21 protein-coding genes are annotated in these 26,738 nt (G+C 49.2%); 16 read left to right on the forward strand and 5 right to left on the reverse strand.

The window, feature by feature from the left end; genetic code table 11:
- Positions 1-6: 6 nt before the first annotated feature.
- On the reverse strand, positions 7-2,286 hold the full coding sequence (locus MKQ68_RS03755) for a Tex family protein (protein WP_264282144.1): 2,280 nt from the start codon (positions 2,284-2,286) through the stop codon (positions 7-9).
- 263 nt (positions 2,287-2,549) lie between these two features.
- Between MKQ68_RS03755 and mazG the strand changes: the two genes are divergently transcribed.
- Entirely contained in the window at positions 2,550-3,326 is a 777-nt protein-coding gene (mazG, locus tag MKQ68_RS03760) for a nucleoside triphosphate pyrophosphohydrolase (RefSeq protein WP_244841640.1), read from the forward strand.
- Between the two features lie 3 nt (positions 3,327-3,329).
- Positions 3,330-7,079: a sensor histidine kinase gene (locus MKQ68_RS03765; RefSeq protein ID WP_264282145.1), complete on the forward strand. Its 3,750-nt coding sequence runs from the start codon at positions 3,330-3,332 to the stop codon at positions 7,077-7,079.
- A 124-nt stretch (positions 7,080-7,203) separates the two neighbouring features.
- On the opposite strand, the gene MKQ68_RS03770 is transcribed toward MKQ68_RS03765, so the two are convergent.
- The gene (locus MKQ68_RS03770; RefSeq protein ID WP_244841632.1) at positions 7,204-7,881 is read right to left on the reverse strand and encodes a YggS family pyridoxal phosphate-dependent enzyme; all 678 of its coding nucleotides are present in this window, start codon (positions 7,879-7,881) and stop codon (positions 7,204-7,206) included.
- Between the two features lie 173 nt (positions 7,882-8,054).
- On the opposite strand from MKQ68_RS03770, the gene MKQ68_RS03775 reads away from it, so the two are divergent.
- Positions 8,055-9,194: an acyl-CoA dehydrogenase gene (locus tag MKQ68_RS03775; RefSeq protein ID WP_264282146.1), complete on the forward strand. Its 1,140-nt coding sequence runs from the start codon at positions 8,055-8,057 to the stop codon at positions 9,192-9,194.
- 72 nt (positions 9,195-9,266) lie between these two features.
- A complete protein-coding gene (locus MKQ68_RS03780) occupies positions 9,267-10,214 on the forward strand; it encodes an arginase (RefSeq protein ID WP_264282147.1) in 948 nt (315 codons plus the stop codon).
- Here MKQ68_RS03780 and MKQ68_RS03785 read toward each other — a convergent pair.
- Complete coding sequence (locus MKQ68_RS03785) at positions 10,211-11,080, reverse strand: DUF3810 domain-containing protein (protein WP_349773817.1); 870 nt, start codon at positions 11,078-11,080, stop codon at positions 10,211-10,213. The two genes, MKQ68_RS03780 and MKQ68_RS03785, sit on opposite strands and share 4 nt — an antisense overlap.
- Before the next feature lie 216 nt (positions 11,081-11,296).
- Here MKQ68_RS03785 and MKQ68_RS03790 point away from each other — a divergent pair, with 216 nt between their 5' ends.
- On the forward strand, positions 11,297-12,175 hold the full coding sequence (locus MKQ68_RS03790) for a fructosamine kinase family protein (protein ID WP_244841627.1): 879 nt from the start codon (positions 11,297-11,299) through the stop codon (positions 12,173-12,175).
- Positions 12,176-12,220: 45 nt separating this feature from the next.
- Here MKQ68_RS03790 and MKQ68_RS03795 read toward each other — a convergent pair whose 3' ends face one another.
- On the reverse strand, positions 12,221-14,680 hold the full coding sequence (locus MKQ68_RS03795) for a PAS domain-containing hybrid sensor histidine kinase/response regulator (RefSeq protein WP_264282148.1): 2,460 nt from the start codon (positions 14,678-14,680) through the stop codon (positions 12,221-12,223).
- A gap of 190 nt (positions 14,681-14,870) precedes the next feature.
- Between MKQ68_RS03795 and MKQ68_RS03800 the strand changes: the two genes are divergently transcribed.
- From MKQ68_RS03800 to MKQ68_RS03815, 4 genes are all read left to right on the forward strand, one after another.
- Complete coding sequence (locus tag MKQ68_RS03800) at positions 14,871-15,407, forward strand: YceD family protein (protein ID WP_264282149.1); 537 nt, start codon at positions 14,871-14,873, stop codon at positions 15,405-15,407.
- Positions 15,408-15,438: 31 nt separating this feature from the next.
- Positions 15,439-15,636, forward strand: coding sequence for a 50S ribosomal protein L32 (rpmF, locus tag MKQ68_RS03805; protein ID WP_244841622.1), 198 nt, complete (start codon positions 15,439-15,441; stop codon positions 15,634-15,636).
- 44 nt (positions 15,637-15,680) lie between these two features.
- Positions 15,681-16,628: a phosphate acyltransferase PlsX gene (gene plsX / locus MKQ68_RS03810; protein ID WP_244841619.1), complete on the forward strand. Its 948-nt coding sequence runs from the start codon at positions 15,681-15,683 to the stop codon at positions 16,626-16,628.
- Positions 16,629-16,738: 110 nt separating this feature from the next.
- Complete coding sequence (locus tag MKQ68_RS03815) at positions 16,739-17,995, forward strand: peroxiredoxin family protein (RefSeq protein ID WP_264282150.1); 1,257 nt, start codon at positions 16,739-16,741, stop codon at positions 17,993-17,995.
- Positions 17,996-18,056: 61 nt separating this feature from the next.
- Here the strand turns inward: MKQ68_RS03815 and dcd are convergent, their stop codons facing one another.
- Positions 18,057-18,593, reverse strand: coding sequence for a dCTP deaminase (gene dcd / locus MKQ68_RS03820; RefSeq protein ID WP_264282151.1), 537 nt, complete (start codon positions 18,591-18,593; stop codon positions 18,057-18,059).
- An 85-nt stretch (positions 18,594-18,678) separates the two neighbouring features.
- Between dcd and MKQ68_RS03825 the strand changes: the two genes are divergently transcribed.
- The 7 genes from MKQ68_RS03825 to lpdA all read left to right on the forward strand — a co-directional run bounded on the left by MKQ68_RS03825 (position 18,679) and on the right by lpdA (position 26,666).
- Positions 18,679-19,296 carry a 4'-phosphopantetheinyl transferase family protein gene (locus MKQ68_RS03825; RefSeq protein ID WP_255861223.1) on the forward strand — a complete coding sequence of 206 codons (618 nt, stop codon included), beginning with the start codon at positions 18,679-18,681 and terminating at the stop codon, positions 19,294-19,296.
- 36 nt (positions 19,297-19,332) lie between these two features.
- Positions 19,333-19,839, forward strand: a complete 507-nt coding sequence (locus MKQ68_RS03830) for a shikimate kinase (RefSeq protein ID WP_264282152.1) — start codon at positions 19,333-19,335, stop codon at positions 19,837-19,839.
- Positions 19,832-20,218 (forward strand): DUF423 domain-containing protein, encoded by a 387-nt coding sequence (locus tag MKQ68_RS03835; protein WP_244841608.1) that lies wholly within the window; start codon positions 19,832-19,834, stop codon positions 20,216-20,218. Before MKQ68_RS03830 ends, MKQ68_RS03835 begins: the two co-directional genes overlap by 8 nt.
- A 7-nt stretch (positions 20,219-20,225) precedes the next feature.
- Entirely contained in the window at positions 20,226-21,635 is a 1,410-nt protein-coding gene (locus MKQ68_RS03840) for an alpha/beta hydrolase family protein (protein ID WP_244841606.1), read from the forward strand.
- 43 nt (positions 21,636-21,678) lie between these two features.
- Positions 21,679-24,309: an FtsK/SpoIIIE family DNA translocase gene (locus MKQ68_RS03845; RefSeq protein WP_264282153.1), complete on the forward strand. Its 2,631-nt coding sequence runs from the start codon at positions 21,679-21,681 to the stop codon at positions 24,307-24,309.
- 130 nt (positions 24,310-24,439) lie between these two features.
- Positions 24,440-25,090: an outer membrane lipoprotein periplasmic chaperone LolA1 gene (gene lolA1 / locus MKQ68_RS03850; RefSeq protein WP_264282154.1), complete on the forward strand. Its 651-nt coding sequence runs from the start codon at positions 24,440-24,442 to the stop codon at positions 25,088-25,090.
- Positions 25,091-25,259: 169 nt separating this feature from the next.
- Positions 25,260-26,666 (forward strand): dihydrolipoyl dehydrogenase, encoded by a 1,407-nt coding sequence (gene lpdA / locus MKQ68_RS03855; protein ID WP_264282155.1) that lies wholly within the window; start codon positions 25,260-25,262, stop codon positions 26,664-26,666.
- Positions 26,667-26,738: the final 72 nt, after the last annotated feature.

The following is a 26,738-nucleotide window of genomic DNA, read 5'->3' on the forward strand; positions in this document are numbered from 1 at the left end:
TATACGTTAATCAAACTTCTTCTTAAGCGCCAGTAGCTTGGCCTGGAAGTCGTTCAGCGGCGCCTCTTTTTTAGGCTGCCTGTTATTATTGTTGTTATTGCCACCACCGCGGTTGTTGTTCTCCCGGCGCTGGCCGCCACCACCTTGCGCGGGTTCGTTGTCCTTCATGGAAAGGGAGATACGCTTACGCGCGATATCCACTTCCAGCACGGTGACCATTACTTTTTGGTTCAGTTTTACGGCTTCGCTCGGGTTGCTCACGAAACGGTTAGAGAGGTGCGAAATGTGCACGAGGCCATCCTGCTTCACGCCAATATCAACGAACGCACCGAAGGCGGTGATGTTCGTTACTACGCCAGGCAGTTGCATGCCGGGTTTCACATCTTCCATCGACTTAATACCTTCTGCATATTCGAAGATCGCGATTTCATCACGAGGATCGCGGCTGGGCTTTTCCAGCTCTTTCATGATGTCTTCGATCGTGAGCAAACCTACTTCTTCGGTGATATATTCTTTCGGGTTGATCTTTTTACGCAAATCGGTCTGGCCGATCAGTTCCTGCACCGTGCAGTTCTGTTTGGCAGCCATCGCCTCGATCACTTCGTAACGCTCGGGGTGTACAGCGGAGTTGTCCAGCGGGTTATCGCCGTTCTCGATGCGAAGGAAGCCTGCACACTGTTCAAACGCTTTATCACCCAGGCGGGTCACTTTCTTCAGCTCCTTACGGTTTTTGAAAGCGCCGTTCTCTTTGCGGTATTTAACGATGTTTTCCGCCAGGGAAGGGCCCAGGCCGGAAACGTATGCCAGCAAGTGTTTGGAAGCGGTGTTAAGGTTCACGCCCACGTTGTTAACGCAGCTGATCACCACGCGGTCGAGGCTTTGTTTGAGGTGGCTCTGGTTTACGTCGTGCTGGTACTGGCCTACACCGATTGCTTTCGGATCGATCTTCACCAGTTCCGCCAGCGGGTCGATGAGCCTTCGGCCAATTGATACTGCACCACGTACGGTTACGTCATGATCAGGGAACTCTTCACGCGCCACTTCTGATGCGGAATAAACGGATGCACCGCTTTCGTTTACCATGAACACGATTACCTTTTTACCGAAGTCGATCTTTTTCACGAACTCCTCGGTTTCGCGACCAGCTGTACCATTACCTACTGCGATGGCAGCAGTATCGTACTTGTCTACCCACTTGCGCAGCATATGTTCTGCATCGTCGCGTTTATAGTTTTTTTCCAGCGGGTAAATCACGTCATTGTCCAGCATGTTGCCCTGGTTGTCCAGCGCTACTACTTTACAGCCTGTACGATAACCCGGGTCGATCGCGATCACTGCTTTTGGTCCTAACGGAGCGGCAAGCAGCAACTGGCGCAGGTTTTCTGCAAATACTTCGATCGCTTCCGCATCGGCACGTTCTTTTGCCTGGGCACGGAACTCGTTTTCGAGTGATGGGCGCAGCAGGCGTTTGTAAGCGTCTGTACCGGCTTTTGCTACCTGTTCGCCGGAAGGGGTGTTTTTCTTCACCACGAACTGGTCGTTGATGATTTCCAGCGCATCCTCTTCAACCGGCGCAATGGTGCCGTACAGGAAGCCTTCAGCTTCGCCGCGCAGGATGGCCAGTACACGGTGGGAGGGGATGGTGGTAATATCTTCGTTGAATTCGAAATAGTCTTTGTATTTCACGCCTTCTTCCTCTTTACCCTCGATCACTTTGGCGGTGAACTTGGAGGTATTGTTGAAGAGTTTACGCATTTTGTCGCGCAGCTCGGCGTTTTCGTTCATACGTTCCGCGATAATGTCGCGGGCGCCTTTGAGGGCATCATCGCCGGTGAGTACCTGTTCGTTCAGGTAACCTTTGATGATCTCGTCCAGCGCGCCGGTTTCCTGCTGGTCCATGATCAGGTTGGCCAGTGGCTCTAAACCTTTCTCGATGGCGGCCATAGCGCGGGTCTTACGTTTCGGTTTGTACGGCAGGTACATGTCTTCCAGTTCGGTCAGTACCCACGAAGCTTCCAGTTTTTCCAGCAACTCCGGCGTCATCTTATCCTGCTCGGTAATTGTTTTAATGATGAAAGCGCGACGCTCGTCTACTTCCTGGTAGCGTTTCTGCAGGTCCTCGATTTTGGCAATCTGTACCTCGTCCAGGCTGCCGGTCACCTCTTTACGGTAACGGCTGATGAAGGGCACCGTAGAGCCTTCGGCCAGCAGGTTCATGGTATTCTCTGCCTGCTTCTTCGCAATTCCCAGTTCTGAGGAAATCAGCTCAATGTGTTTCGCATTCATAATAATATCAATAATTTATTCTTTTTTCGGGTAGAAGGAACAGGGGTAAAACCTCTTTTCCTCCGGGCCGCAAAGCTAATTAAATTGGCTTATCTGCCAAGAAAAAGAAATTAACAGTTTTTTGCATATAGATACGCTTAATCTCGTCCCTGTTTTTCGAAGTAAATAACACATTTTCAGCGGATTTGCTATCTTTTAATACAGAATCGGACCGCACCCGCCAAATACTTTGTATTTTGCCGGCTATTCCTAATAACGTTTGCATGGAAAATAAGCACTCATTCAGCAGCCTGCTGACTATAATGGACGACCTCCGCGAGAAATGCCCCTGGGATCGCAAACAAACGATCCATAGCCTGCGGCAGCAAACCATCGAGGAATTGTACGAACTCACCGACGCTATTACCGACACCGACTGGAAGTCTATCCGCGAGGAGCTGGGCGACCTGTTGCTTCATATTGTGTTCTACGCCAAAATAGGCAAGGAACAAAACCAGTTTTCGATTGATGATGTGATCAACGGCATCTGCGAAAAGCTGATCTCCCGCCATCCGCACATTTATGGCGACGTTAAAGTGGAAAATGAGGAAGAAGTAAAACAGAATTGGGAAAAGCTCAAACTAAAAGAAGGTAAAAAGTCGGTACTAAGCGGCGTGCCCGGCTCGCTGCCTGCCCTTGTGAAGGCCATGCGCCTGCAGGAAAAAGCCAAACAAGTGGGCTTCGAGTGGGATAATACCGACCAGGTGATGGATAAAGTGAAAGAGGAAATGGACGAACTGAAAGCTGCCATCCATACCGGAAAACAGGACGAAATAGATGAGGAATTTGGGGATGTACTCTTCTCGCTCGTCAATTACAGCCGCTTTTTAAAGGTGGATGCGGAGAATGCACTCGAGCGCACGAACAAAAAGTTCATCCGCCGCTTCCAGCGGATGGAAGAACTGGCCAACCAGCGCGGCCAGCAGCTGAGTGATATGTCGTTACAGCAGATGGACGACCTTTGGAACGATATCAAGAAAACAGAAAAAGGAGTATTATAAACTTTGGCCCGTTTAGATTCAAAAGAGATCCGCTTATTCTTCCTGCGCAACGGTTACCTGTTGATCGTAGCCGCTTGGCTGTTTACGTTCGCCTTCCTGTTCGCCAACTTCTGGTCGTACTATTCTTCGGAAGATGGGGTGCGGCAGACGTTACAGAACAGCATTAATGCCAGGCAGCGTTCCTTCGATCGCATCGCCGCCGACACGCAGCTCGTGCGCAGTCTCATGGAGCGCACTTACACGCAGGAGCAGCTGCAGCGGCTTTACCAGAAGGATTTATACATCTTTGCGTATGATAACCGCGGTGGCGACTCCTGGGAAACGTTCTGGAGTACGAGCATGGTAAAACCGCTCGATCTGCCGCTCGATCCGCGGCCGGGCAGTTATTTCATCAAACTGAACAACGGCGATTATGTGATGATTTGCCGCAAAGTACAGCCAGAACAGTACCTGGTCGGGCTTATTCCTGTGAAAATGGAATACCAGATCGAGAACGACTACCTGGTAAATGGCTTCTACAAACGGCCGGCGATCAGTAATGAATATTCCATCCATACGAGTGGTCCGGGTAAGCCGGTGCTGAGCGCCGATACGGGCAGTATTCTCTTTTATCTCTACCATGACCTGAGCGGCGGTCGTTATCCACCGAGCTGGATCAGTATTGCTTTGTGGAGCATCGGTTGCATCTGCATGCTCATCTTCATTAATCAATTTGCTACTTTATTAGCCCGCAAGATCAATCCTGTATGGGGTTTCCTGTTTCTGCTGGCGGTATTGTTCATCGGTCGTGTATTCACCTATTTATATGCTTTTCCCATCGACCTGCGCACATTGCAGTTGTTCGATGCCACGATATATGCGCGTGACGATGTATTTCGATCGCTCGGCGACCTGTTGCTGAACGTGCTGCTTACCTTCTGGCTCATTTTGTTTTTCCGGGAACATGTGCGGACGATCAAACCGCCTGCTCTCGAAAAAACCTGGCAGCGCTGGCTGGTAATCAGCTTTTCGGGATTGATCATGTTCGTCGTAGGACAATTTTACTCCGACCTGGTGCAGTCGCTCGTAATGGACTCGCAAATATCGTTCGATGTAACCAACGTATTCGGCCTCGATCAATACAGCGTAGTAGGGTCCATCGTGTTGGGTTTTATCGCGATCAGTTTCCTGTTCTTTTCGCAGATTGTGAACTACCTGCTGAACCAGCTGACGAACTTCAACTATCGCAGTAAATACCTGTTCCTCGCTATCGTAGGACTATTATGGCTGGCGGTGAATATATACAATGACGAACGTGTGTACGATGTGGCCTTCATGACCTGGCTGCTCGCCTACGTGATCCTGCTTGACCTGCTGGCTCTGCGTTTTGAGGATACGCCCAGCTCCGTACCGTTCCTGTTCTGGATGCTCGTCATGACTGTCACCACTTCCGCCGTATTGGTGTATCACAATAACCAGAAGGAACTGGAAGGCCGCGTAAAAGTGGCCGAGCGCCTGTCCAAACGAAAGGACGTAGCCCTCGAATCCTTCCTGAAAGATGTGAACGAAAAACTGGCGAAAGATGCAATGGTACAAACATTTTTTAAGTACCGCACCCGCGTAGCAAAAGAGGAACTTCGCCAACAGATCGACCAGAAATACTTCACCGGCGCGTATAACAACTATCGCATCGACCTGTATACCTTCGATCAGAACCATACGCCGTTATATAACGACAATGCAGAAACGATGGACGAGTTCGACAGCTTCAAAACCCGTACGGAGAAGCCGTTGATCGCCGATAACAACCTGTATTACGAGGAGCGTAGTTTTAACGATTACAGCTACATTGGTACCCGCGAAGTACGTGAGGACTCTGTATTGCTCGGCTACCTGCGTTTCGTGCTCACGCCGCTGGTCGCGCAGCCGGAGCGGCCTTTCCCAAGTTTATTAGTGGAAGGCAGTAAAACCGGGCAGAACGACGTAAGCTCCATGTATTCGTACGCGGTATATGATAAAAACATACTGGTAAATAACAACAACGACTATCCGTTCCCGGTAAAGCTCTACGCCGCTGATATACCGGCTATGCGTGACAATGTGACCTATGCCGATGAGGATAGTTACTCCAAATTATATTATCGACCTACGCCTGAAAAGCTGGTGATCATTGTAAAGAAAGACAGGAGCTTCGTAGAATTCATGACCTTGTTCGCCTACATGTTCTGCCTCTTCCTGATCATCATCGCCATCTATGCCGTATTCGACCTGCTCATTAAAGCCCGTATGCGCTGGAGCCAGATGAAAGCGCTGCTCAATATCAATATCCGCAAAAAAGTACAGGGTACGATCATTTTCGTGGTAGTATTCGCTTTCATCGTATTGGGTGTAACAACGATCTTATTTTTCATCAACCGTTATCAAACCGAAAATGCAGAACGGCTGAGCCGCAAGATCAATGCCGTAGCGCACGATCTTCAAACAGTATTCCAGCACCGGCTTGAGTTTGATGAGATGGAAATGATCTACGACTCATTGTCGCGCTCCGTCAGCAAACTGGCTGAAAACCACGACGTAGACCTGAACCTCTACGACCGCGACGGCAATCTGCGTTTGACCACGCAGCCGTTGCTGAGCGAAAAAGGCCTCACGGCTAACAAAATCAATCCGATCGCGTATTTCGAGCTCACCCGGTTGAACAAAGTACAATTCATTCAGAACGAAAGGATCGGCCGCATGAACTTCCTCTCCGGTTACATTCCGGTGCGCGATGGCGCTAATATCCTGGCCTACCTGAACGTGCCATCGTTTACGACCGAAACGGAGCTGAACAACCAGATATCCAACTTCCTGGTAGCATTGATCAACTTCAACGCCTTGATATTATTGATCGCCGGCCTGCTCGCGCTCTTTATCACGAATACGATTACACGCTCGTTCTCGTTGGTAACAGACAGGCTGCGCAGCGTAAACCTCGGGCAGCATAACGATGAAATTGAGTGGGATAAGGATGATGAGATAGGCTTGCTGGTGAAGGAATACAACAAAATGGTACGCAAACTCGAAGTGAGCGCCGTCAAACTTGCCCGAAGCGAACGTGAAGGTGCCTGGCGTGAGATGGCGCGGCAAGTGGCCCACGAAATCAAGAACCCGCTCACGCCGATGAAGCTGAGCATTCAATACCTGCAACGCGCGATCGCCAACGATTCTCCGAACGTAAAAGTGTTATCGCAAAACGTAGCAAACACGCTGGTTGAGCAGATCGAGCACCTGTCGAACATCGCGTCCGACTTCTCGGCCTTTGCGCATATTGGTCAGGCCAACAGCGAAGAAATGTCGCTGAACGAGTTGCTTTATTCCCTTACAGGCTTATACCAGGGCCATCCTGGCTGCGCGATCGAGTACGAGCAGCCGGAACGCCAATACACGATTTTCGCGGATAAAACACAAATGAACCGCCTGTTCACCAACCTGCTGCAAAACGCCATCCAGGCCATGCCGGAAGGTAAGCAGGACGGACTCATACGCATCATGCTGCGGCCGTCCCGTATGGGGCATGTGACGGTTAGCGTGGTCGATAATGGCCATGGCATTCCGGCAGATGTGCAGCCAAAAATATTTGTACCCAACTTCACGACTAAGTCATCCGGCACGGGCCTGGGACTGGCGATGTGTAAAAACATCGTGGAACAGGCGAGGGGCGAAATCTGGTTTGAAACGGAAGAAGGGAAGGGGACGACGTTTTTTGTGAAGTTGCCTCTGATAGAGGAATAACCGCTACATAAAAGGGCCGGACTGCTTTCACAGACCGGCCTTTTGATCTTTATTGGACCAACATTTTTTCGCTCTTCAGCCCCCGTTGTGTCACTCACTTCAACTGCGTTTTCACTATCGGCGTCTAAAACCGCGCCCCAAACAACCTGCTCCCAATCCTTACCAGCGTTGCACCCGCCTCCAAAGCCAGTTGATAGTCGCCGCTCATGCCAATAGACAATTCGCGGAATGTATTTTCCGAAGGAAAATACGCAGCCTTCACTTTATCGAACAGCGCCTTTAATTGATGAAACTCCTTCGCGATCTGCGCTTCGTTATCCGTATTAGTCGCCATGCCCATAAAACCGCAGATCCTTACGCCAGCAAACTTATCCGGCGCAGCCGCCACTGTAGTAAGCAATTCTGTAAGCTCCGCTTCATTCAGGCCGAACTTGGTCTCTTCTTCAGCAATGTGTATTTGCAACAGGCAGTCGATACGTCGTTGCTGTTTGAGCGCCTGTTTACTGATCTCCTGCAGCAGTTTCGTACTGTCGATTCCGTGAATCATGCTCACGAACGGCGTTATGTATTTCACCTTGTTCGATTGCAGGTGGCCAATGAAATGCCATTGAATGTCAGTCGGCAACAGGGCTTGTTTTTCCATCATTTCCTGCACATAGTTTTCGCCGAAAATGCGCTGTCCGGCTTTGTACAGGGCCATAATGTCCGACGCCGGTTTGATCTTAGAAACTGCGACCAGCTTTGCATTGAACGGTGCTAACTCGCCGGTGATATGTTGATATGCGGGTAAATTGACTGCCATAGTACCGCAAAAATAAAGGAAATGCGGTATTTGTACCGAAGAGCTTGTGATTCATTCAACAATTCTCAAAGAATGATGGATAAGATTGAATTTTAATGCGGCCATTTTTTTACGTGGGCTTTTATAGATAGGTTTGTAAACACCACAATCCCCGTTATAAAACATTTTACGGTATGAATTTTCAATTAACTGAAGAACACCTGATGATACAAAAAGCAGCGCGTGACTTCGCTGTAACGGAACTTTTACCCGGCGTGATAGAACGAGATGAGCAACAGAAATTTCCGGCGGAACAGATCAAAAAACTGGGTGAACTCGGATTTCTCGGTATGATGGTAGACCCCAAATACGGCGGCTCCGGCATGGATACGATCTCTTACGTACTCGCGATGGAAGAGATCTCGAAGATCGACGCATCTGCTTCCGTAGTGATGAGCGTAAACAACTCCCTGGTTTGCTGGGGACTCGAAACATTTGGTTCAGAAGAACAAAAACAACAATACCTCGTGCCCCTCGCCAAAGGTGAGGTGATCGGCGCCTTTTTGCTGAGCGAGCCGGAAGCTGGTTCTGATGCTACTTCGCAGCGTACTACCGCTTTTGAAGACGGCGACCACTACATCCTGAACGGTACCAAAAACTGGATCACGAACGGCAATTCCGCCAGCACTTACCTGGTGATTGCACAAACGCATCCTGAAAAAGGTAGCAAAGGCATTAATGCATTTATCGTAGAAAAGAACTGGCCCGGCGTTACGATCGGAGCTAAAGAAAATAAACTGGGCATCCGCGGCAGCGACACGCATAGTGTTATGTTCCAGGATGTGAAAGTGCCTAAAGCAAACCGCATTGGCGAAGATGGTTTCGGCTTCAAGTTCGCGATGAAAACGCTGGGTGGTGGCCGTATCGGTATTGCCTCGCAGGCGTTGGGTATTGCCAGCGGTGCGTACGAACTGGCATTGAAATACTCCAAAGAAAGGAAAGCTTTCGGTAAGGAGATATCACAGCACCAGGCCATCCAGTTCAAACTGGCGGATATGGCTACGAAGATCGAATGCTCCCGGCTGTTGTGTCTCAAAGCCGCATGGCTGAAGGATCAGCATGAAGATTATGTACTGGCCGGCTCCATGGCCAAAGTATTTGCTTCAGAAACGGCCATGTGGGTAACTACGGAGGCAGTGCAGGTGCACGGCGGTTACGGTTATGTAAAAGAATACCATGTGGAACGACTCATGCGCGATGCTAAAATTACCCAGATATATGAAGGTACTTCTGAGGTACAGCGAATCGTGATCAGCCGCTCTATTCTGGGATAAAACCTGCTTCATAAATACTTCATACAGCCGTGCAGGTTGTTTCCCTGAATTGGTGTAGATTGCCAATATATTATGAAGAATATTAAGATAATAGAGGTGAAGTCGGAAATCGGCGCAGGCACCCGTGGCGCGAGCCTGGGGGTAGATGCGATCAAGATCGCGGCGCTCGATTTCATGAGTAATTTCTTTGTGCACTTCCCTTCCGAAGAAATAGAAACGGAGAATAAACTCCTGTTCGAACCCATTGAATCTCCCTTTGCCAAACGCATCAAGGGTACGATCAATATGTACGAACGAGTGAGTAAAAGTGTATACGAAACGATCAAAGCCAACTGGTTTCCCGTAGTACTTTCCGGTGACCATAGCACTGCAGGCGCTACCATTGCCGGTCTTAAACTGGCGCGCCCCAAAGCTAAATTAGGGGTGATATGGATTGATGCGCATGCTGATCTTCATACGCCTTACACCACACCATCCGGCAATATGCACGGCATGCCCATCGCTACTGCCATCGCGGAAGATAACCTGGATTGTAAGGTGCACGAGCTGGATGATAACACGACGCGGCTCTGGAATCAACTTAAAAACATCGGTAAAATTGCCCCCAAGGTATTACCGGAAGATATCGTTTTCATTTCCCTGCGGGATTATGAAAAGGAAGAGGAGCACCTGATTAAAAAGTACGGCATGAAGGTGATCTCCACCAACGAGGTACGCCGTAAAGGTCCGGAAGCCGTGGCCCGTTCAGTATTCCGCTACCTTAGTGACTGCGAGCAGATTTACGTATCATTTGATGTGGATAGCCTCGATGCGTCCATTTCCCGTGGCACGGGTACGCCGGTAAGCAACGGGTTAAGAGAGCGGGAAGCACAGGATCTTATCTCCAAGTTCATGCAGCACCGCAAAATCTGCTGCTTCGAAATCACGGAAGTAAATCCCACCCTGGACCGTGAGAACCTCATGGCCGAAATTGCGTTCAACATCCTGCAACGCAGTGTGAACGTACTCATGATGAACTAACTTTTGCTGAAATAGGCGATGAGCCAACCCACCACTTCACTATAACTACGGATGCCTTTCTCCTGGTGATTGGCCTTCAGGTATTGGTCGTAGATGGCAGATGAATAGTCGTCTATCGGCCCCTGGAACTGCTCGTAGAAGCTCATTAAATCGTCGTAATGCTTTCTCACCCTTGGATCTGCTTTTTGCCAGATAAGGCGCGTAAGAGAAGGGTCACGGCGCGCGAGGTGACGAATACTGTAGAGGAACATTTCAAAATTACCCGCATAACGGAAGCGCACGTCTTCCGACCCGGAGGCTACCAGGTAACCTACAAAGTTGGCGTCTTCCTCCGGTGCGTAGCCAATCTGGTGCGCGATTTCATGACAGGTTGTAAAAGGTTGTACGAAGGCCGGTACGCTGGTGTTCACCTGCGCCTCGTTGGTAAACGGGTTCAGGTAGCCGGTTACGCCAATGTAGTTCATCCACCAGCCGAATATCATCGGTTTAATAGATGGGTGCTGGTATTCCAGTACCGGCCACTTATTTTCTGCGGCGAGATAACTCGTGGCCGCCATGTTAAATAATTGTTTGTTGGAGAAGGTCGGCAAACTGTCCACTGCGGCACAATCGCGGTTCACCAGCTTTAATAAGGTGTCGCTCAGCAGGTAGAGGTCGGCCCGGCTGTACTTTTCAGGCACATTCAGGTCGAGGTCCTGCGCCAGCGTTTTACGATGATAGTTGCCGCCCCAGAAGAGCAGGAACACCAGGTAAACGGATAATATTGCATTTATTCCCTTCAGGATCAGAAATAGGGCTTCTTTTCCCTTTCTTTTTATAGCGGTATATATTAGTTTTGAGAAAAAAGGAGCAGGGTTATTACCCAGGAAATATAAATGATGTCGCCTATGCTAAATGGAATGTTGCCAAGGGTGATCCTGAGCAACTTGCTTATGAGGAAGTACCACCTGTGAAAATAGAAGCCCGAAAACCCGGGTCCCACTGTTAGTATACCTTTTAGCAGCACGATGAGCAGTACAGTCAGCGAAATCTGAATAATCTTTTTTTTAATCCTGGAGCCGCTGTCCAAGTTACTATCAAACATGATCGACGAAGTTTTACAACGAGAATTATCTGCCGTACTATCCGCACAACTGAGGGTGAAAATACAGATTAATCAGTCAGAAAGGATACACGGAGGGGATATAAATGAAACTTACCGTATTCAAACCAACGAGGGCGACATGTTCCTCAAGTTGAATAATGCCCGTCGTTACCCTGGCATGTTCGCCCGGGAATACGACGGCTTACAGGAGCTGCGTGATAAGAACGTAATCGCTGTGCCTCGACCACTGGGCTTTGGCGAGACTGCCGGAAAATCCTATCTCGTAACTGAGTTTATGGCGAAAGGCGCCGCTTCGCCCGACTTCTGGGAGAATTTCGCGGCCTCTGTGGCGCGCCTGCACCAGCAAACCCAACCCTTTTTCGGTTACCGCGACGCCAACTATATCGGTTCCATCAAACAATATAATACGCCTTATAACAGTTGGGCGGTGTTCTACGCATTCAACCGCCTGTTGCCGCTCATGCGTATGGCGTACGACCAGCAGGCCATCACTACGGCTGATAAAGAACAGATAGAACGCCTGTGTAAAAAGCTGCCGGAGTTGTTCCCGGAAGAGCCGCCGGCATTATTGCACGGCGATTTGTGGTCGGGCAACTTCATGATCGGTGCTAACGGCAAGGCCTGTATTTTCGATCCGGCGGTGTATTACGGACATCGCGAAATGGATCTGGCGATGACCAGGCTGTTCGGCGGTTTTGATACGCGGTTTTACTACACTTACCAGGCTATTATGCCACTGGCCCCGGGCTGGCAACAGCGCATAGGCCTCTGCCAGCTGTATCCATTACTGGTACACCTGGTGCTGTTCGGTGGTAGTTATTACAACGATATTAAAGAGATCCTGCAAGGGTTTTAAACAGGCGAAGCGTGCGGGTTTAAGGGCATAGGACCGCGTTGTTGGCTACGCGTGCGCCTTAATGAAGTCCTGCATCTTCCGCAGCTCGTTCTCCACTACAGGAAAGAATTTATCCACCTCACTTACTACTTCCGCCAATAACCCTGGCACTTTGTCCATTTCGGTATTGTTGCGCAGCAGGCCCTCCAGCGTTTCCATTTTGGCAGTTACCCAGGTAAGGCCCACCATCGAAAAGTTAGGTTTGATCTTGTGCACCTGGAAACGGAGCTGGTCCAGATCTTTACCGGCGGCAATTACATCCAGTTTACGCATCTCCTCACGAATGTTATTCACGAAAATCTCGAATAGGTCAACCGCATAACTGATATTGCTTTCATAAAGCGTGTTAAGGTATTTCACGTCGAGGCCGGAGTGGAACTCGTACCCGCTGATATTTTGTACTTCCATTATAATTTCAGTTTCGTCTTCGTTCAGGTATTTATTGAGCACCTGCAGTAACTGGTCAGGTGTGTAAGGTTTTGTAAGGATGTCGGTAATGCCGATTTGCCGCGCTTTCGCAATGGTACTGGGCATGGCAGCGGCCGTAGTGGCGATGACCGGTGTTGCTACGTTAGGTTTGCTTTCATCTTCGCGGATCTTCTCTGCCAGCTCAAAACCATCAATGCCCGGTATGCGGATGTCCATCAACACCAGGTCGTAATGACGGGAGTTAACGAAGTACAGCGCGTCGTGCCCGTTAGTGGCCAGCTGGTAGTCCACATGGTATTTTTCCAACAGGCTGATGATGTATTTGAGGTTCATAGGATTGTCCTCTACCACCAACACTTTGGACTGACCGAAGTCTATCTTCGCATATTTATTATCCAGTTTTTCTGGCATACCTGGGCGTACCGGTTTTCTCGTATCAACAAACGGCAAGTTAAAACAAAAGCACGTACGGTAAACAGGTTCATCTACAACACTTATTCGACCACCCTGTAATTCCACCAGTTGTTTGGCGATGGCGAGCCCTAAACCAGTGCCGCCATACTTTTCGCGAATGCCTTTTTCAGCTTGCTTATAGTTCTGAAACACCAGCTCCAGCTTGTCTTTCTCGATGCCGATGCCTGTATCGCATACCTTGAATCTTACCCAGGTAGTGTTGTTCTGCACATTTTCCAGTTCTACCTGCAGGCATATTTCACCCTCACGGGTAAACTTTTCTGCATTGCCCAACAGGTTCATGAGAATCTGGTTCACGATCATGTCGTCGCCCATCAGCAACGTGTTCAGCCGTTTGTCGAATTGCACGGTGAGCATGATAGGGCGTTGGGCCAGTTTCAACTGGAAAGAATGTTTCATAGAGTCGATCAGTTTACTGAGATCGAACTCGCGTTGCTGCACTTCCAGTTTGCCCGCTTCTATTTTGGACAGATCGAGAATATCGGTGATGAGTCCATGTAATATGTTGGAAGAGTGTTTCAGTATTTTTATATACTCCTTCTGGCCTTCGGTCAGATTGGTTTCGTCGAGCAGGTGCGTCATGCCGATGATGGCGTTCAGCGGCGTGCGGATTTCGTGGCTCATATTGGCCAGGAACTCCTTCTGCGTACGCTGGGCTTCTTCTGCCGCTTGTTTGGATTTTTCCAGCTCCTTTTGCAGCTTTTTATGGTCGGATATGTCCATATGGATGTGCACACCGCCGACCGTTTTGCCGTCGCGATCGTACAGGTTGGCCGAACTGGCCACTACCCACTTGCGGGCGCCGTTTTTCAGCACCACTTCCATGTCATATAATATAGGCAGGTCGGTGGCGATACGATGTTTGCGAAGCTTGCGGGCAGCTTCGCGGTCGGCCTCGTTGGGCACAAAGAGGTCGGTAATATTCCGGCCGATCACCTCCTCACGGGTGTAACCGGTCAGTTTAAGCAGGTTGTCAAACACCCTTGTGATGTTGCCATCAATATCCGTTTCGCAAAAGGCGGCGTTAAGATTATCGAGGATGATGCGGTATTTTTCATCGGTACGCTTCACTTCTTCCTGCCACTGGCGGTGCTTGGTAACGTCCACTACCTGCCATATCGCTCCGCGGAAGGCATCATCGTCATATATCGGAACATAACTCACCTCGCGGATGTGGCCGGTTTTAAATACCAGTTCCCATCCGAACAGCGGTTTTTCCCGCAGGCGCAATTCGTCCATTTTGATAATGAACGCCGCCGGGTCGGCAGTAAGGTCGGCCAGGTAACTCACCAGGTCATTAAATGGAAGATCAATATCGCGGTCGTTGATGGGACTGTTTTTGAAATAGGCGGCGAAAACTTCATTGACCCATATAAAGTGGTGTCGTTCGTCCGAAACAAGTACGCCGGCATTGGTATTACGGAGAAAAGCGGAGAGGGGAAGCGCAAAAATAGCCGGTAACTCCTCCCGGGTTAACGGGGAAGAATACGGTTGTTCTGCTCGGTCTATTCTCGCTTTCTGCGTCATACGTTTTTCGGGACAGGGGGTAATGATGGATTTCATAAGAAAACATCAGGAAATTTAATGTCTTACCCATGGGTTCACAGCGACTCGCAACTCAGTAACAGTAAATATCTGATATTTTTGTATATTTTCTTATATAAATCTCATAGACAATCAACAAAGTTAGGAAATTTTTGCTTTTGCAAATATTTGTATACCTTTGCATCCCTCTTAAAGTGAGGATTTTGTTATGAAACAGCTCCGAGAATTTGATATCGCCTTTGTAGGACTAAAACCCGGAGTTCATTCGTTTCAGTACCAAATTACGGATAGTTTCTTTGAAAACTATGGTCCGCAGGATTTTAGCGACTGTAAAGCGACTGTAAAGTTACAATTCGATAAGAAGAGTAACTTTTTTATGTTGAAGTTCGAGATAGGAGGTTCAATTACAGTTACCTGCGACCGATGTGGTCAGCCATTTGAGCTGCAGTTATGGGATGATTTTGAACACGTGGTAAAACTCGTGGAAGCGCCCGAAGAACTGGAAGGCGATGCAGATCCGGAGGTTACATATATTAGTAAGACCGAATCTCATTACAATGTGGCAGGCCTGATTTACGAGTTCATCAACCTCAGTATTCCGATGCAGCGTATACACCCGGTTGATAGTGAGGGGAAAAGCGGATGCGATCCCAAGGTACTGGAAATGCTCGAAAAGATGAACGACCAGGAACAGCAAAAGGCAAATCCGATCTGGAAAGGATTGGAAAAATTTAAAGACAATTAATTAAATAAGGACAAATTAAAAATTAAATAAGATGCCAAATCCGAAACGCAGACACTCCCAGCAAAGATCAGCTAAGAGAAGAACGCACTACAAGGCTTTCGCTGATACGCTTAGCACAGACAGCGCTACTGGCGAGGTTCACCTGAGGCACCGTGCACACTGGGTAGAGAATAAACTGTACTACAGAGGTAAAGTTGTACTGGAAAAACAGGCAGCCGCTACTAAATAATAATTTTTTACTATTTTTACACCCGAGCTAACAGACAAATACACATGAGAATCGGGCTTGATATGATGGGTGGCGACTTCGCCCCTGTTGAAGCAGTAAAAGGAGTAAAGTTATTTTTAGAGACCGTCGCCTCTGACGCGCACCTGGTACTCATCGGTGACGAGCAAGTCTTGTCGCCTTTGTTATCCGAAGCGGGTCTGGACCAATCACGATATTCAGTTGTTCATTCATCTCAAGTAATTGGGATGAATGAACATCCTACCAAGGCGCTGAAGGAGAAGCAGCAATCTTCCATTGCGATAGGCTTTTACCTTCTTCACAACAAGAAAGTTGACGCATTTATCAGTGCCGGTAACACCGGGGCGATGATGGTAGGCGCGCTTTATACCGTTAAAACGATTGAAGGCATTCAGCGTCCCACAATTTCCACCATTGTGCCCCGTGAAAACGGCGTAAATGGTATATTGCTGGACGTGGGTATTAACGCCGATTGTAAGCCGGAAAACCTGCTGCAGTTCGCTGTGCTCGGTTCCCTCTATTCCCAACACATCCTCAAAATTGATTCGCCACGCATTGGCTTGTTGAATGTTGGGGAGGAAGAAGGAAAAGGAAACCTGCTGGCCCAGGCCACTTACCCGCTTTTGAAAGAGAGCACACAGCTGAACTTCGTTGGTAACGTAGAAGGTCGCGACCTGTTTGAAGATAAAGCCGACGTTATTGTTTGCGAAGGCTTTACCGGAAACGTGATACTCAAATTGGCTGAATCCTTCTATGGAATCACCAAAAGGAGGAATATCAGGGACGAGTACATCGATAAGTTCAATTTCGAATCCTACGGTGGTACCCCCATTTTAGGCGTAAACGAACCGGTGATCATTGGCCATGGTATTTCTGAGGGACCGGCTTTCAAAAATATGATCCTCCTTGCTCAGCAAATGATTGAAAGTAAGCTGATGGACAAGATCAGGGAAAGTTTTGTAACCGTGAAGTAGCAGCAATGCCTATACAAGAAATTCGAGACCGCTCCGCATGCCGGAGCGGTCTTTTTTTTAGTCTATTCAGTCGCTAGGGTATTCTGCCCTTTTTCCCCTAATTTTGCCAGATGAGAAAGATATTTTCCCTGGCTTTGCTCTCCGCAAGCCTGTGGGCATGTGAACCAACCAAACCGGCATTGCAGTCCGGGATATGGCAGGCCCGCCTTCACCGGGCCGATGGCGCCGATATTGTTTTCAATTTTGAAGTGAGTGACAGTGCCGGCAAACCGCAACTGCACATTCTGAATGCAAAGGAACGTTTATTGGTCGACGATGTTCGCCAGCAGGCGGATTCGGTATTCATCAAAATGCCCTTCTTCGACTCTGAATTTAAGGCCGCCCTGCAGGCCGATGGCAGCCTGAAAGGATTATGGGTACGGCATCTGGCTAAAGAAGATGCGAGTATTCCCTTTAGTGCACGCCCTGGTGTGGCCGAACGATTCCCCACTGGTGCAGCCACAGAAAAGTCAGTTTCGGGCAGATGGGCTACTTATTTTACCGCGCCGGATGGTACGGACAGCTCCTTCGCTATTGGTGAATTTGAACAGGAGGGAAGCCGTGTAATTGGTACATTCCTCACCAGCACAGGTGACTACCGCTTCCTGGAAGGTGTGGTGAAAGACGATACGCTGAAGCTCTCCACCTTCGACGGTTCGCACGCTTACCTGTTCACTGCCAAAGTGGAAAGCGATTCCACGCTGAGCAACGGGATGTTTTACGCGGGCATCTCCGGCAAGGAAATCTGGACCGCCCGTAAGGACACAAAGGCCGTACTGCCGGACGAAACCACACTGAACACGATAAAGCCCGATTCCAGCGTGCTGGACTTCCGGTTCCCGGATGTGAACGGGAACGAAGTGTCTATCCGCGACGAGCGTTTCCGCAATAAGGTGGTCATCGTACAACTCTCCGGCTCCTGGTGCCCGAACTGTATGGATGAAACGGCGTTCCTGAGCGATTGGTACAAGCAAAATAAAGACCGTGGCGTGGAGATCATCGCGCTGGCATATGAGCGTACCACGGATACAGAGAAGTCGAAAAAGGGGGCGATGAGCTTCATTAAACGCTTCGACGTTACTTACCCCGTGCTGCTGACCGGCGTAACACCGTCCGACACGCTGCGTACGGAAAAAACGCTGCCGCAGTTAACCGGCATCAAAGGCTTCCCGACGACGATCTTCATCGGTAAGAACGGCAAGGTAAAGGAGGTGCATACGGGCTTTACCGGTCCGGGTACAGGCGCACATTACGAAACGTTCAAGCAAAATTTCAACCGGTTGGTAGATGAGCTGCTGGCCGAAAAGATACCAGAACAGAATATCTGATCCATAAAAAAAGGAGAAAGTCCGTAAAACCTTTCTCCTTTTATGTTTCAGCGGGTTGCTGTTAAAACTCGTTCTTCCACATCATACTCTCTACCGGCTTCACGGTACGGCCGTTGTATTTGGCATTTCCCTTTTTGTTATAGAAAGTTTCAATGTCGCCTTCTACTGCAAAGTAGATCAGCTGACCGATTGGCATGCCGGCGTATATGCGTACCGGCTGTGCACAGGAAATTTCGAGCGTCCAGGTGTTGCAGAAGCCTACGTCGCCTTTACCAGCGGTAGCGTGAATGTCGATGCCCAGGCGGCCGGTGCTGCTCTTCCCTTCCAGGAACGGCACGTGTGCATGCGTTTCGGTGTATTCCAGTGTTACGCCCAGGTAAAGGGTGTTTGGCTCCAGTACGAAGCCTTCTTCCGGGATTTCGAAATGGTCGATTTCGTTGTGTTTACGGGCATCCAGCACGCGGTCTCTGTACGTGGCGAGGTGTTTACCCAAATGCACGTCATAAGAGTTGGTACCGAGAAATTTCCGGTCATACGGGGATATCACGATTGTACCCTTTTCAATTTCCTCAAGGATGCGCTTATCCGACAAAATCATACTGGAACGTTGTTTGGTTAGTTTTTAAGTGATCGGGTTAATATTAATTCTATTACTTTTGATCACTTAATTAATGCGGCAAGATATGCCAATATTACGTACGATACAAATAGATGAAGATACAAAGCTGGGGGTGTGGAAAATTAGTGAAAAAGAGGCCTTTTTCAGGAAGAAGGTAGCGATCGAACCCGAGGTACACCATCCGCATAAACGATTACAGCACTTCGCAGGCCGTTACCTGCTGCAGGAACTGTTTCCGGATTTTCCGGTAAATAACATCCGCGTAAGGGAAAGCCGCAAGCCTTATCTGCCCGATGATAGTTTTCACTTTTCTATTTCCCATTGCGATGATTACGCCGCGGCGATCGTGAGCCGCAAAGCGGGTGTTGGCATCGATATTGAACTGGCGCAACCCAAGATCGAAAAGGTATCGCACAAATTCCTGGGGCCGCAGGAGCTGGCTTTTATGGACCCGGGACAACCGCTGCTGCATAAGTCGGTGTGCTGGTCGGCCAAGGAAGCGGTGTTCAAGTGGTACGGCGAGGGTAAGGTCGATTTTCGCGAGCATATGCAACTGCATCCGTTCCGCTTTATGCAAACGGGCATCATCGTCTGCGATTTTCTTAAACCGGATAAAAACGCACGCTTATATTTGCATTACCTCATGGACGGCAATATGTGCCTGGCCTGGGTAGTGGAATGATATATGTCATTGGATGACTGAAAAAAACTGTTCAACTTGAGAGTATTCCTTTTAGGCTTCATGGGGGCCGGCAAAACATACTGGGGCAAACAACTGGCCGAACACCTGCAATTGCCATTTTATGACCTCGACGAGGTGATTGTAGAACGGGAGGGCATGTCTGTAAGTGATATATTTGCCGCCAAAGGTGAAGATGCTTTTCGCCAGATGGAAAAAGATGCGCTGCGGGAACTGGTGGCCGAACAGGACAAGTTCGTGATCTCCTGCGGCGGCGGTACGCCCTGCTTCCATGATAATATCACTTTCATGAACGAAAAGGGCACGACCATCTGGCTTAATCCGGCTGTAGAAACGATGGTGGAAAGGCTGAAGCGCAAACGCGGCAAACGCCCGTTACTGCAAGACCTGACGGATGAAGAGCTGCTGGCCTTCGTAGAGAAAAAACTAATGGCCCGCGCGCCGGTGTACGAGCAGGCCAAGGTGGTAATTACAAGTGAAGATATCACGCTCGATACCTTTGATAAACATTTGAAAGATGCATAAGAACTTTTTAGCCTGGAGCGCCATATTAGGTGCGTTATCTGTGACCTTGGGCGCTTTCGGCGCACATAAACTGAAAGAACTGGTACCGCCCGAAACAGTAAGTACTTTCCAAACCGGTGTGACTTACCAGTTTTACCATGCCTTTGCATTATTAGCAGTGGGCATCCTGTACGCCAATTATCCAGGGCCGTTAATGACCTGGGCTGGCCGGTGTTTCCTGTTGGGCATCCTGTTGTTCTCCGGCTCGCTGTACCTGCTTACGATCTTTAAGGCGACCGAAACCGTAGGACTGAACAAGTTTGGTATCATTACGCCTTTCGGCGGCCTGTTCTTCATTGCCGGTTGGATCTGCATGGCCCTGGCGTTCCTTAAAAAGTAATTGTTCTATGCGTTTAACCCGCTTCGTTCTGATACTGGCCGCCCTCCTGGGTAGCATTTCCGTAAATGCACAGCAGCGTAATATTGCAGGCGATTGGTATGGCGTGTTCATGAAAGCGCGCGCCGTGCTCACGCTTACCGATAATAACGGCACGCTGCAAGGTGTGTTTAAGTCGCCCGACCAAACGCAACGCGAATTTCCGATGGATGTGTTGCGGCAGAACGGCGATACGCTGGAGTTTGAAATACGCTCACTTGCCCTGCGTTATAAAGGTTTATGGCTGGATTCTGCTGCCATATACAAAGGGCATTTTTCGCAGGCGGGGCAACAATTTCAGCTGGACTTTTCCCGCAACAAGCTGGAAAAAGCGGTGGTGAACTTTCCGCAGGAACCTAAGCCGCCTTTCGATTACGAAGTGGAAAACATTACGTTCAACAATACAAAAGATAATGTAACCCTGGCCGGCACCTTTACCCGCCCGCGCGGCACCGGTAAGGTTCCCGCCGTGTTGCTCATTACCGGGTCGGGCGCACAGGACCGTAACGAGGAGCTGTTTGGTCACAAACCTTTTTGGGTGATCGCCGATTATTTTACACGTAACGGCATTGCTGTTTTACGCTACGACGATCGCGGTTTCGGTAAGTCTACCGGCAACTACGGCAAAGCAGATGTAAACGATTTTGCCCGTGATGCAGCGGCTGGTGTAGCCTGGCTGCAACAGCGCGCGGATGTAGATGCCGCAAAGGTCGGCGTACTCGGACATAGTGAAGGTGGCATGGTGGTACAAATGCTGGCGGCAAACGATAAGTCGATCGGTTTTATCGTGTCGATGGCAGGGCCGGGCTTGAACGGTGTTGACATGGCGCGGCTGCAAAATGCGGCGGTCAATCGCTCCGGCGGTATGCCCGATAGCGTGATCAAAGTAATAACTGCGGAAAATACACGTTTATTGCGCATGCTGGCCGCTGAAAAGAACATAGATACATTACGCCGCAAACTCGTACCGCTCGTAAACAACCTGTACGATGCAATGCCCGAATTATACCGCAAGGGACTGCAAAAGCCGGCGTTCACGTTCCAGACGATCACCAGCACTACTTCGCCCGCCATGTTGTCGATCGTGCGTTTTGATCCGGCTTTGTACATGCCGAAAATCAAATGCCCGGTGCTGGCAATTAACGGGGAAAAAGACATACAGGTATCGGCTAAAGAAAATATCGAAGGCTGGAGCAGCGGTTTAAAAAAGGCCGGCAACAAAGATGTTACGGTGCATATATTCCCCGGACTGAACCACCTTTTCCAGCAGTGTAAAACCTGCGATGTACAGGAGTATGCCATGCTGGAACAAACCATATCGCCTGAGGTGCTGGAGATGATGACGAAGTGGATACAACAACGTACCGGGCCGCAGAAATAAAAAAGGCCGTATGCCCGGCAATAGTTAATTTTGGTACCATATTATGGCAGGAAACAAACTGAAAACCGAAAAGAAAAAAGCGGAAAGCAAGAAACCGCAAGCCAAGCCAGACCCCGATGTGCTGAAGCCGGACAAAGAACCGGAAGTGAAAGTAAAGGAACTGGTAAAGGACGAACGCACCCATAAAGTACTGGGTGTTTCGATGCTGCTGTTATCGCTCTACTGTTTTATCGCGTTCACCTCTTACCTTTTTTCCTGGGAAGAAGACCAGGACAAAGTATTCCGCTACTCTGCCCGTATTCTTTTTAGTGATGATGTGGAAGTGGATAACCTGCTGGGCCGCCTGGGCGCCTTCGTTTCCCACTGGTTTTTCTACAAAGGATTCGGCCTCGCATCTTACCTGTTCTGCTATTTCTTTTTCATTTTAGGGGTAAACTATATCGTTGGCCGCCGCGTATTCCGCATCTGGCGCAACGTAAAATATATCCTGTTCGGGTTGATATTTATCTCCACTGCTTTTGCATTCATTTCCGGCAAGTCCGCCTTCCCATGGGGCGGCGCGGTGGGTACCGCGATTACGAAATGGACAAGCGGCTTTGTGGGTAAAGCGGGCATGGGCCTGTTATTACTGGTAACCGGCTTAAGCTGGTTGATCTGGAAATTCAACATCGACTTCAAACTGCCGGAAAAGAAACAGCCTGCCATTAAACCGGTGAAAGCCGATGAAGGCGGCCCTGTTTTACATATTGACGAAGAAGTGGAGCCCAAAGAAGATACGGCACCTTTCCGACCTAACGGCCTCAAACACGAAAGCGGCGTTACGGTAATACAACCCGCATCCGAAGAAGACTTCGACCCGGGATTACAGCTGGTGGAGAGAGAAGAACCTTCCATTCCGGCCAGTCACATCACCTACATTCCGCCGATAGCACCACCATTGCCCGAAGAATCGTTGCTGGAGCTGGTGGAGGAAGAGGACGAGCCACCTTTCGATATGACGGAAGTTACCAAACCTGCTGAACTGGAAATTCCGGAACAACCTGTGGCCCGTCGCGGTAAAACGCCCACGGAGGTAACATTCGAGATCAAACCGCCGGTAGAAGAAACCGTGGCAGAAGACGAAGACGTTCACCAGGGGCCACTGCCCGTTCGCGAACACGTTACCGCAGACCCTTACGAGCCCACGCTCGACCTGCGCGACTATCAATACCCTGCGCTCGAAATGCTTGAAAACCACGGTTCCGATAAAATCGTGCAGGATGCCAGCGAACTGGAAAAAAACAAGAACCAGATCATCGATACGCTCAAAAACTACGACATACAAATCCAGAAGATCAGCGCTACTGTTGGTCCGACCGTTACCTTGTACGAAATCGTACCTGCCGCCGGTGTGCGCATCTCCCGAATCAAAAACCTGGAAGATGATATCGCGCTGAGTTTGTCCGCCCTGGGTATCCGTATTATCGCGCCCATTCCGGGTAAAGGTACCATTGGTATCGAGGTGCCGAACGTGAAGAAAAGCATCGTATCGCTGCGTAATATGCTCGCTTCGGAAAAGTTCATGAACAGCAACATGGACCTGCCCGTGGCGATCGGTAAAAAGATCGATAACGAGAACTTTATTGCCGACCTGGCCAAAATGCCACACCTGTTGATGGCGGGTGCCACCGGCCAGGGTAAGTCTGTGGGTATCAACACGCTCCTGGTGTCGCTATTGTATAAAAAACACCCGTCGCAGCTGAAGTTTGTGTTAGTCGATCCCAAGAAAGTGGAGCTGTCGCTGTACAAACTGATCGAGAAACACTTCCTGGCCAAACTGCCAGGGGAGGAGGATGCGATCATCACCGATACAAAGAAAGTAATTCATACCCTCAACGCCCTCTGTATTGAGATGGATGTGCGTTACGACCTGTTAAAAGAGGCCGCCACCCGTAACATCCGCGAGTACAACGCAAAATTCACTGCCCGTAAGCTTAACCCGCTGAAGGGGCACCGCTTCCTGCCGTTTATCGTGCTGGTAGTGGATGAGTTTGCGGACCTCATCATGACTGCCGGTAAGGAGGTGGAAATGCCGATCGCCCGTTTGGCCCAGCTGGCCCGTGCCGTAGGTATTCACCTCATCATTGCCACGCAGCGCCCGTCCGTAAACATCATCACCGGTACCATCAAAGCCAACTTCCCGGCCCGTATAGCGTTTAAGGTATCGTCCAAAGTGGATAGCCGCACCATCCTGGATATTGGCGGTGCCGAGCAGCTGATTGGTCAGGGTGACATGTTGATCAGCTACAATGGGGAATTAGTGCGCCTGCAGTGTGCTTTCGTTGACACGCCCGAAGTAGAGAAGGTAGCCGAATTTATCGGCGAACAGCGGGGTTACCCGGAAGCCTTCCTACTGCCTGAATACGTAGACGAGAAGGAGATGGACGGCAAAGACTTCAGCCTGGCCGACCGCGATCCGCTCTTTGAAGAGGCGGCCCGCGTAATCGTGCAAAATCAGCAGGGATCTACATCTTTACTGCAGAGACGCATGAAACTGGGTTATAATCGCGCCGGCAGGCTTATGGACCAGCTGGAATCCGCTGGTATCGTGGGTCCGAACCTGGGTAGCAAGGCCAGGGAGGTAAATGTCAAAACCGAGGCCGATCTCGAGGAAATTCTTAATGATTTGTTATAATTCTTCCGATTATTGCCCGGCATTTCCACTTTTGCCCGGAAATGCGAATTTTGCATTTCATTAAAGTTATCAGGCATAACATTTGTCTTATACCGTGAAAAAACCAATAACTGTTATAAAACTTAAGATGATGAAGAAAACGATACTTATAGGCGCCCTGTTGTGTGGACTGGTATCTGTCAGCTCAGCACAATCGAACGATCCTAAAGCCAAAGCGGTACTGGACGGCGTGAGCAAAAAATTTAAATCACTCACTTCCGTAGTGGCCAACTTCATCCTCAAAATCGAAGGGGCTAACAACAAAGTGTCTGATACCAAGAAAGGTACGGTATTCCTGAAAGGCGCCAAGTACAAAGTAGCCCTCGACGGACAGGAAATTATCAGCGATAATAAAACCTCCTGGACATACACCAAAGACGTAAACGAGGTTACCATCAATAACGTAGACCAGAGCGCAGGTACCATGACGCCGGCCAAACTGTTCACCAACTTCTACGATAAAGATTACCTGTATCGTATGGATGCGGAAACCACCGAGAAAGGTAAAGTGCTGCAGAACATTGAGCTGACGCCTACCGACAAGTCTAAGTCCATGTTTAAAGTACTGGTATCCATCGATAAAAAGAGCCAGACCATTGCAAGGATGAAGATGTTTGAAAAGAACGGTAACAAAGTAACTTACGAGATCACCAACTTTACGCCGAATGCAAGTGTAAACGAAGCTACGTTTACTTTCGACAGCAAAAAATATCCAGGCGTAGAAGTAGTGGACCTCCGCTAATAACGAGCTTTCACATCCATATAAATAGAACAAAGCCCATCGGTCTTATATCTTTAGACTGATGGGCTTTTTCGTGGCTTTAGGCCTCGTTTCCTACAATGGAAAGCGATGCATAGAACTTCCACATTTTTCACTACCTTTGGCAAGTTTAATTTTAAAATCCAACAATATGGCATACGACGTAATCGTAATTGGAAGTGGCCCTGGCGGCTATGTGGCCGCTATCCGTGCTTCTCAGCTGGGATTCAAGACAGCTGTGGTGGAGAGGGAGAACCTGGGAGGTATTTGTTTGAACTGGGGTTGTATTCCCACTAAAGCGTTGTTAAAGTCTGCACAGGTATTTGAATATATCCAGCACGCGAAAGATTACGGTATTACCGTGAGCAGTGCTGAAACTGATTTTGCTGCCGTTGTTAAACGCAGCCGCGGTTCTGCCGACAAAATGAGCAAAGGCGTGCAGTTCCTGATGAAAAAGAACAAAATCGATGTATTGTTAGGCAATGGTAAGCTGAAAAGCAAAAACCAGGTAGAAGTAACCGATAAAGACGGTAAAGCTACTGTACACGATGCAAAATATATTATCCTGGCTACCGGCGGCCGCGCCCGCGAACTGCCTAACCTGAAAATGGACGGCAAAAAGGTAATCGGTTACCGCGAAGCCATGGTACTGCCTGAGCAGCCTAAATCTATGATCGTTGTTGGTTCCGGCGCTATCGGCGTTGAGTTTGCCTACTTCTATCACAGCATCGGCACCAAGGTGACTATCGTTGAGTTTATGCCGCGCATCGTGCCGGTAGAGGATGAAGACATCTCTAAAGAACTGGAGAAAATCTACAAGAAGAAAGGTATCGACATCATGACCAATGCTTCTGTTGAAGCAGTGGATACCAGCGGTGCTGGCGTGAAAGCGAAAGTAAAAACCCAGACCGGCGAAATCACCCTGGAAGCAGATGTGGTACTGAGCGCTGTGGGCGTTACCGCTAACATCGAAAACATCGGCCTCGAAACAGTAGGTGTTAAAACCGACAAAGGCAGGGTAACGGTTGATAAATACTACGCGACTAACGTTAATGGCGTTTACGCGATCGGTGATATCGTTCCTGGCCAGGCATTGGCACACGTTGCGATGAAAGAAGGTATTGTTTGCGTGGAAGCTATCGCTTACAACGAGAAAAAATACCATCACAAACCTGAGCCGGTTGATTATAACAACATCCCTGGCTGTACTTACTGCTCTCCTGAAATCGCTTCCGTAGGTTATACCGAGAAAGCGGCTAAAGAAGCAGGGTACGAAGTAAAAGTGGGTAAATTCCCCTTCACTGCTTCTGGTAAAGCTACCGCTGCAGGCGCAACCGAAGGCTTCGTAAAAGTAGTGTTCGATGCGAAATACGGTGAGTGGTTAGGTACTCATATGATCGGTGCTAACGTAACCGAGATCATCGCGCAAACCGTAACTGCCCGTAAGCTGGAAACAACTTACATTGAGGCTTTGGACGCTATGATGCCGCACCCGACCATGAGCGAGTCCGTAAAAGATGCGATCGAAGTAGCTTACGGCGAAGCGATCCACCTGTAAGAAAATACAAAGCAGTTTATAGTAACAGCCCGGCAGCGAAGTGTTGCCGGGCTGTTCTTTTTTTGATTAAAT

Origin of the sequence: Chitinophaga horti (genome assembly GCF_022867795.2) — a bacterium.
Taxonomy (GTDB): Bacteria; Bacteroidota; Bacteroidia; order Chitinophagales; family Chitinophagaceae; genus Chitinophaga; species Chitinophaga horti.